General features: G+C 75.7%; 2 protein-coding genes. Both read right to left on the bottom strand.

The window, feature by feature from the left end; all coding sequences use genetic code 11:
* On the bottom strand, positions 1-2,106 hold a 2,106-nt coding region (locus MHY29_RS11805; protein ID WP_239241460.1), incomplete at its 3' end, for a PHP domain-containing protein.
* Positions 2,103-2,435 carry a DUF6504 family protein gene (locus MHY29_RS11800; protein ID WP_224354978.1) on the bottom strand — a complete coding sequence of 111 codons (333 nt, stop codon included), beginning with the start codon at positions 2,433-2,435 and terminating at the stop codon, positions 2,103-2,105. The genes MHY29_RS11800 and MHY29_RS11805, both read right to left, overlap by 4 nt.
* Positions 2,436-2,552: the final 117 nt, after the last annotated feature.

Here is a 2,552-nt window from a genome sequence, read left to right as displayed (position 1 = left end):
GTAGTGGGCGGGGGCCCAGCCGTGGCGGTGCTCGAGGAAGGGGCGGACCATGTCGGACTGCATGGGGCCGGGGCGGAAGAGGGAGATGTCGACGGTGAGGTCGTTGAACTCGCGGGGTTCGAGCTTGCCGATGAGCTCGCGCTGTCCGGGGGACTCGATCTGGAAGCAGCCGAGGGTGTGGGTGGTGCGGATCATGGCGTAGGTGGCGGGGTCGTCGAGGGGGACCTGTTCGAGGTCGATGCGCTCCCCCGTGGTGCGTTCGACCTCCTGGAGGGTGTAGGCGATGGCGGACTGCATGCGGACGCCGAGGATGTCGAGCTTGAGGAAGCCCATGGGGTCCATGTCGTGCTTGTCGAACTGGCTCATGGGGAGGCCCATGCCGGAGGGCTGGACGGGGGTGCGGTCGAGGAGGGCGGCGTCGGAGAGGATGACGCCGCAGGGGTGCATGGAGATGTGGCGGGGCAGGCGGTCGAGGCGTTCGGTGAGGTCGACGAGGAGGTCGAGCTGGTGGCGGCCGGCGGCGCGGCCGGCGTCGATGCGGGCGGCGAGGGACGAGAGCTCGGGCATGCGGTCGAGGGCGTCGCGGAAGCTGGAGGCGGAGAAGCGCCAGAGCTGCTTGGCGATGCCGTCGACCTCGTCCTCCTCCATGCCGAGGACGAGGCCGGCGTCGCGGACGGCGCCGCGGGCGCGGTAGGCGTTCTGCATGCTCATGAGGGTGGTGCGCTCGGCGCCGAAGCGGTCGACGACGGCGCGGTAGATCTCGTGGCGGCGGGCGGATTCCACGTCGATGTCGATGTCCGGGAGGGTGGAGCGGGCGTCGGAGAGGAAGCGCTCCATGATGAGGCCGTTGGCCATGGGGTCGACGTGGGAGATGCGCAGGGCGTGGTTGACGAGGGAGGAGGCGCCGGAGCCGCGGGCGGCGACGCGCACGCCCATGCCCTCGATGAGCTCGACGACGGCGGCGACGGTGAGGAAGTAGCCGGCGAAGCCGAGGCGGTCGATGATGCCGAGTTCCTGCTCGGCGCGGTCCTGGAGGTCGCGGGCGGCCTGGCTGGTGCCGGGCAGTCCGGCGCCGGTGTGGAGGTGGGGGTAGCGGGCGGCGAGGCCGGCGCGGGTGCGTTCGCGCAGGACCTGGCGGGGGTCGCCGACGGTGCCGACGACGGAGGCCTCGGGGACGCGGGGGCGGCCCCAGCCGAGGTCGGTCTCCGGGTCGAGGGCGCAGGCCTCGGCGAGGGCGCGGGTGGACTCGAGCAGGGCGGCGGGGTGCTCGTCGGCGGCGTGGGCGATCTCCGCGGCGAGGGCCTCCATGGCGGCGGTGGGCTTGAGCCAGCCCTGCCCGTTGGGCTGGAGGTCGTGGACGGCATCGAGGGCGCTGAGGGCACGGACGGCGTCGAGGACGTCGGCGGTGGCGGCGCCGTCCGGGGCGGCGTAGCGGACGGCGTTGGTGAGGATGGGGGCCACGCGGGCGGTGCGGGCGGTGCGGAGCATCTTCACGGCGTGGCCGGTGTCCAGGCGCCGCCCGGGGGCGGAGAGGTGGCTGACGACCTCGGCGCGGGTGGCACCGGCGGGCAGGGCCGCGCGCCAGCGGCGCAGGGCGGCCAGGCCGGCGGCGGTGCGACGGCGCGCGAGGTGGCGGCCGACGTCGGAGTCCGGGCCGACGAGGACGAACAGCTCGGGCGTGGGCGGGTTGCCGGGGTTCGCTCCGGTGGGGACGGGGCCGGCGGCCGCGGCGGCGACCTCGGCGACGAGGACCCAGGGGGCGCCGCCGGCCGCTCCCCCGGCGGTGCGGGCGTGGGCGGCGGAGACGAGGCGGCAGAGGGCGCGGTACCCGGTGCCGTGGCAGCCGCCGCGGGCGAGGACGACGACGCGGCCGGCGGGCTCGTCCTCGTCCCAGCGGACGGCGAGGTCCACGCCGACGATCGGGGTGATGCGGCGGGCCAGGCAGGCGCCGACGTGCTTGACCGTCCCGTACAGGCCGTCCCGGTCCGTGCAGGCCAGGAGGTCCATGTCCGCGGCGGCGGCCGCGGCGGCGAGGTCCGCGGGCCAGCTGACGCCGTGGTGGGCGCTGAACGCGGAGGCCACGTGCAGGTGCGGGAAGGCGCTCATGCGGTGCGGCTCAGGGTGCGCTCCTGGGCGGGGGCGTGGACGCGGACCAGGCGCCACCGGCCGGAGTCCAGGTGGTGGGCGAGGTCCACGGTGCGCACGGGGGCGTTGCCGGCGCGCGCCAGGCGCACCTGGAGCCGCCAGATCTCGTGGTCCACGAGGCCGGGTCCGCGGCCCTTCTCGGCGCGGGCCTCCTCGGCCCACCAGCGGCGGCGCTCGAACCAGCGCAGCGGGCGCTCGGCGAGCACGTACTCCCGTCCCTCCCAGTGCAGGCGGGCGGGTGCGCCCTGACGGTCGCGTTCCACGGCGACGGACTGCGTGAAGGTCCCCATCGTTCTCTCCCGGTGTTGCGGTCGCGGTCGACCCCGCCGACGGCGCCGACGGGGCTCGGGGTGCGGCCACCCGGGGGGAAGGGCCGGGAGGGGAAGTCGCGGGGAAGCAAGAGGACC

Origin of the sequence: Micrococcus sp. ACRRV (genome assembly GCF_022346985.1) — a bacterium.
GTDB lineage: Bacteria > Actinomycetota > Actinomycetes > Actinomycetales > Micrococcaceae > Micrococcus > Micrococcus porci.
The sequence above is the reverse complement of the archived record's forward strand: the minus strand, read 5'-3'. Positions and strand labels throughout refer to the sequence as shown.